Genomic DNA, 4,734 nt, shown 5'->3' on the forward strand with positions numbered 1-4,734 from the left:
CGCTTGCGCTTCGGGCTCACGGGGAACCCTTCCCGGAGACGCCGCGTCAGAGCGGGATCGGGTCGAGGACGCCCTCGGGGATGGCCTCGGAGCCGGCGGCGGCCCGGAAGACGGCGTTGACGAGTTCCTCCCTGCTGATCGGCTTGGCGGCGTGGGCGTCGCAGCCGGCGGCGAGGCAGGCGTCGGCGTCGCCGTCCATCGCGTGGGCGGTCAGGGCGACGACCGGTCCGCGATAGCCGCGGCTCCGCAGTTCCCGGACCGCCTCGTACCCGTCGAGGACCGGCATCTGCATGTCCATCAGCACCACGTCGAACCCCGCCCCCAGGTCCGGCGGGGCGGCGCCGGGGCGTCGGGTGGGGGGGAACAGCGCGTCGATCGCGGCGCGGCCGTCGCTGACCGCCTCCACCTCGGCGCCCGCCTTGTTCAGCAGGAAGGTGATCAGGCGGCGGCTGTCCTCGGCGTCCTCCGCCAGCAACACCCGGCGGCCGACCAGCGGCTTGGGCGCCGCCGCCGCGGCCGGGGCGGGCGCCGGGGTCGGGGCCGCCGGTTCCCGCTCCAGCGGACGCGGCGAGGCGGGCGGCAGGCGCTTGCGGAGCCGGGGCGCGTCCGCCAGACACACGGCGGGATCGTCGCACGGCGGGGCCGGCACCCGCAGCCGGAAGGCGCTGCCGGCGCCCGGGACGCTCTCCGCCGTCAGCGTGCCCCCCAGCCGCTCCGCCAGCCGGCGGGAGATGGAGAGCCCCAGCCCCGTGCCCCCGTACCGCCGCGCGGCGCTGGAGTCCGCCTGCTCGAACGGCTCGAACAGGCGTTCCAGTTGGTCCGGGGAAATGCCGCAGCCGGTGTCGGCGACGACGAACTCCACCCACCCGCCGTCCGGCATGACCTCCCCGAACGGGCCGGACACCGGCCGCACCGAGAGCGTCACGGAGCTGCCGCCCCCCGCCGCGTCGCCGCCCCCCGCCGCTCGGCCGCCCGGTGCGGGGCGGGCGGTGAACTTGGCCGCGTTGCCCAGCAGGTTGAGCACGATCTGGCGGACTCGCACCGGGTCGCCCAGCACGGCCCGGCCGACGAACTGCGGGGCGACGTGGGCCGTGAGGGTCAGCCCGCCGGACTCGGCCCGGGGCCGCATCAGCTCGACGAGTTCATCGGCGAGGCGGGCGGCGGAATAGGGCACGCGGTCGACGGACAGCTTGCCGGCCTCGATCTTGGCCAGGTCCAGCACGTCGTTGATGAGCCGGAGCAGGTGCTCGCCGTTGCGGCGGATCGTGTGGGCGTTGGCGAGCGTTTCCTCCCACGCGGGGGCGGAGAGATCGTGCGGGAAGTCGACCGCCGCGGCCTCCGCGGCCTCGGCGGTGAGGTCGGCGAAGCCGAGGATCGCCGTCAGCGGGGTCCGCAGTTCGTGGCTCATGTTCGCCACGAACTCGCTTTTGGCGCGGTTGGCGGCCTCCGCCTGGGCTTTGGCTTCCTGGAGTTGTTCCTCGACGCGTTTGCGCTCCGTGACGTCCACCACGGCGCCGTGGAAGCTCAGCGGGCGGTCCTCCTCGTCCCGCGTGACCTGCCCGCGGGCTGCCAGCCAGCGGGTCGGACCGCCGACGGGGCGGACGCGGAACTCCGCGTCGAAGCGGCCGGTCTCGTAGGCGCGATGGATGCCGGCGGCGACGCGCGACTGGTCCTCGCGGTGGATGGGGTCGTACAGCCGGTCCGGATCGATGCCGACGGTCTCCGCCTCCGGGGGGAAGCCGAAGAAGGCCCGCAGCCCGCCGTCGGCCAGCAGCACGCCGGTGCGGAGGTCCCACAGCCAGGTGCCGACGTCCGCGGCGTCGATGGCGCTTTGCAGACGGCTGAGGCTCCGCTGCCGGGCGGTGACGTCGGTGCACAGGATCACGATCCCGCCGACCGCCCCGTCCTCGTCCCGCCACGGTTCGATGTGCCAGTCCAGCCAGCCGGGAACGTCGTCGTGGCGGGTGAAGGGATCGGCCTCCGCCCGGCGGGTTTCGCCGGCCAGACAGGCCTGGTGCACCTCCCGCCAGCGGTTCGGTTGGTTGGGCAGCACGTCGTAGTGGGAGCGGCCGACCAGGTCCGCCTCGTCCGGCAGGCCGTGCACCTCCAGCCAGAGGCGGCTGTGGTTCACGTACCGCATCTCGCGGTCGAACATCGCCACCGACGCCGGCGCCTGCGTGATGAACCGCTCCAGCAGATCGTGCCGCTCCCGGCGGGCCCGGTCCGCGGCGGCCTCGGCGGCGGCGGCGGCGAGTTGAGCCCGCTTCTCCGCCGTCACGTCCTGGGCGGCGCCGCGGTAACCCCGCAGTTCGCCGTCGTCGTCGATGATCGGGGCGCCGCTCAGCCGCACCCACCGCTCGCTGCCGTCCGGGTGCACGCTGCGGCGGATCAGGTCGCGGAACCGCTGCCGCTGGTCGCGGACGTGGTAAAACCAGTCCCGCACGCGGGCCGACTCCTTCGGCTCGTCGTACATCTCCCACGGCCGCATCCCGATCATCGCCGCCAGCGGGCGCCCGAACGACTCCTCGGCCTGCTCGGTGAGGAACGTGTACCGTCCGTCGGCGTCGATCTCCCAGATGAACTCCTCCGCGGTCTCGGCGACGTCGCGGAAGCGTTCCTCGCTGGCCCGGGCGCGGGCCTCGGCGGCGGCGCACGCTTCCGCCAACCGGTCTGCCTGAATGAGGTCCGCGGCGGCGGCGGCCAGATCGGCGAGCGTCTCGCGCTCCTCGTCGGTCCAGTCGCGCGGGACGCGATCCAAGGCGCACAGCACGCCGGCCTCCCCGTCGTTCGGCAGCGTCACGGACACGCCGAGGTAGCCCCGCACCCCCAGCGACGCCGGCCCCGGCAGGTCCCGGAACTCCGGCCGCTCCGTCACGTCCCGGACGGCCAGTTCCCCGTGCGCGGCGCAGCGGCCGCACAGACCGTCGGCGGCGTCCAGGTCCGCGCCGGCCTCCAGGCCGGCCGCGCTGAGGATCCGCTGACGGCCCGCGACGATGACCGACATCGTCGCCCACTCCGCCCCCAGCGTCCGCCGCACGGTGCGCACGATGCGGTCCAGTGCCGCCGCGTTGCACAGCGGCGGCGTCTTGCCGGAGGACGACCCCGCGGTCGGCGGGGCTTCGGCTTCGCCCGGCGCCGGCGGCAGTTCGGGAAGCGCCGGGCCCTCCGTCAGAACGGACCCGGCGATGGGCGGCGGAACCTGCGGCACGGGACGGAACAAGCGGAGGAGAGGGCCGGGGAATCTCCCATGTCATCGCCCGGTCGGCCCCGTCCATTTCAGCCTGCCGGCCCGATCGGTCCCCCGACGCCGAACCCCAAACCGGGACTGCCGGTCCCTCCGGTTGACGCGGACTCGACGGTTTGTCCCGTTCCATCAATCGAACGCCGCCTCCGCGGTCGCTCCTGAGGCGACCGCGGACGCGGCGTCGGGGACGAAACGCAGGGGCGCGGGGTCAGGCGGTCAGGCCGCTGAGCACGCCGCCGTCGCAGAGGTCTTCCTGACCGAAGGTGTCCCGCTCCACGCCGAACGGCTTGGCGAGGCTGAGGAGCAGGCGGTTGTGCGGCACGTCGCCCATGTGCAGGGCCCGGCCCATTTTGAAGTCCAACCCGCCGCCGATTAGGACCCAGGGGATGTCGTTCAGGCTGTGCGAGTTGCCGGTCCCCATCTCGTTCGTCCAGACCACGGTGGTGTGGTCCAGCATCGAACCGGGGTGGCCGGGCTCGGGGGTCTCGGCGAGCTGCGTGCACAGCCGGGCGACCTCCTCGGCGTACCAGGCGTTGATGCGGGTCAGCTTGTCGACCGCGTCGTCGTTGCCGTCCGGCTCGTGGGAGAGGGTGTGGTGGCTCTCGTCGACGCCGATCCAGCGGAACTTCGCCCCGCCCACGCTGTTGGTGTACTGCAGCGTGGCGACGCGGCAGGCGTCCCGGCGGAAGGCGTCGATCAGCAGATCCCGCTGGGCGGCGGCGATCTCCGGGATGCGGTCGTTGAGCAGCTCCAGGGCGGGGTCCGGCTCCGGCAGGGCGTGGCCGAGGTGCTCGGCGTCGTCGACGCCGCCGTCCGGCTTGCCGACCGGCTCCGCCTTCGCCAACTGGCGTTCCATCTGCCGCACGAACGCTTCGTGCTGCTCCAGGATCGCCCGGTCCTCCGCCCCCACCAGGCCCTTCACCTTGGCGAGGTCGGCCCGGACGTCGTCCAGCACGGTGGCAAGGAGCTGATTGTCCTTCGTCCGGCCGTACAGCTTCTTGAACATCCGGTGCGGGTCGTCGATCGGGGCGATCGGCTTGTTGGACCCGGCGTAGACCATCCGGGTCCAGGTGTCGGCCCGATCCGGGACCATCACGCCGAACTCCAGCGAGCCGAAGCGGGTCTCGGTTTCGGCGACGGATTGCAGGTGGTTCTTGATCTCCTGATCGATGGAGATGCCGCTGCTCCAGCCGGCGGGGGTGTCGCTGCCGCCCTGCACGTTGCCGGGCAGCAGGATTTTGCCCGTCAGCAGACAGCCGATGCCGCGCATGTGGCGGTCGCCGTCGCCCTGCATCTTGTTGTTCACGCCGCGGAGCAGCAGCGTCTGGTCCTTGAACGGGGCCAGCGGGGCCAGCGAGCCGGTCAGTTCGAAGTCGGTCGTTTCGCTGTACTGCTTGGCGTTCTTGTCCAGCACGTCCGGCCAGAACGTCTTGGGGACCACGCCGTTGGGGCTGAAGATCACCACGATCCGCCGCGGGGCCGGCCGGCCG

General features: G+C 73.1%; 2 protein-coding genes. Both read right to left on the reverse strand.

The window, feature by feature from the left end; genetic code table 11:
• Positions 1–46: 46 nt before the first annotated feature.
• The gene (locus ACG2DA_RS21745; protein ID WP_395258647.1) at positions 47–3,208 is read right to left on the reverse strand and encodes a PAS domain S-box protein; all 3,162 of its coding nucleotides are present in this window, start codon (positions 3,206–3,208) and stop codon (positions 47–49) included.
• A 244-nt stretch (positions 3,209–3,452) separates the two neighbouring features.
• A partial coding sequence (locus tag ACG2DA_RS21750; RefSeq protein WP_395258648.1) for a DUF1552 domain-containing protein occupies positions 3,453–4,734 on the reverse strand: 1,282 nt, incomplete at its 5' end.

The organism is Alienimonas sp. DA493, from assembly GCF_043951915.1.
In the GTDB taxonomy this organism is placed as follows: Bacteria; Planctomycetota; Planctomycetia; order Planctomycetales; family Planctomycetaceae; genus Alienimonas.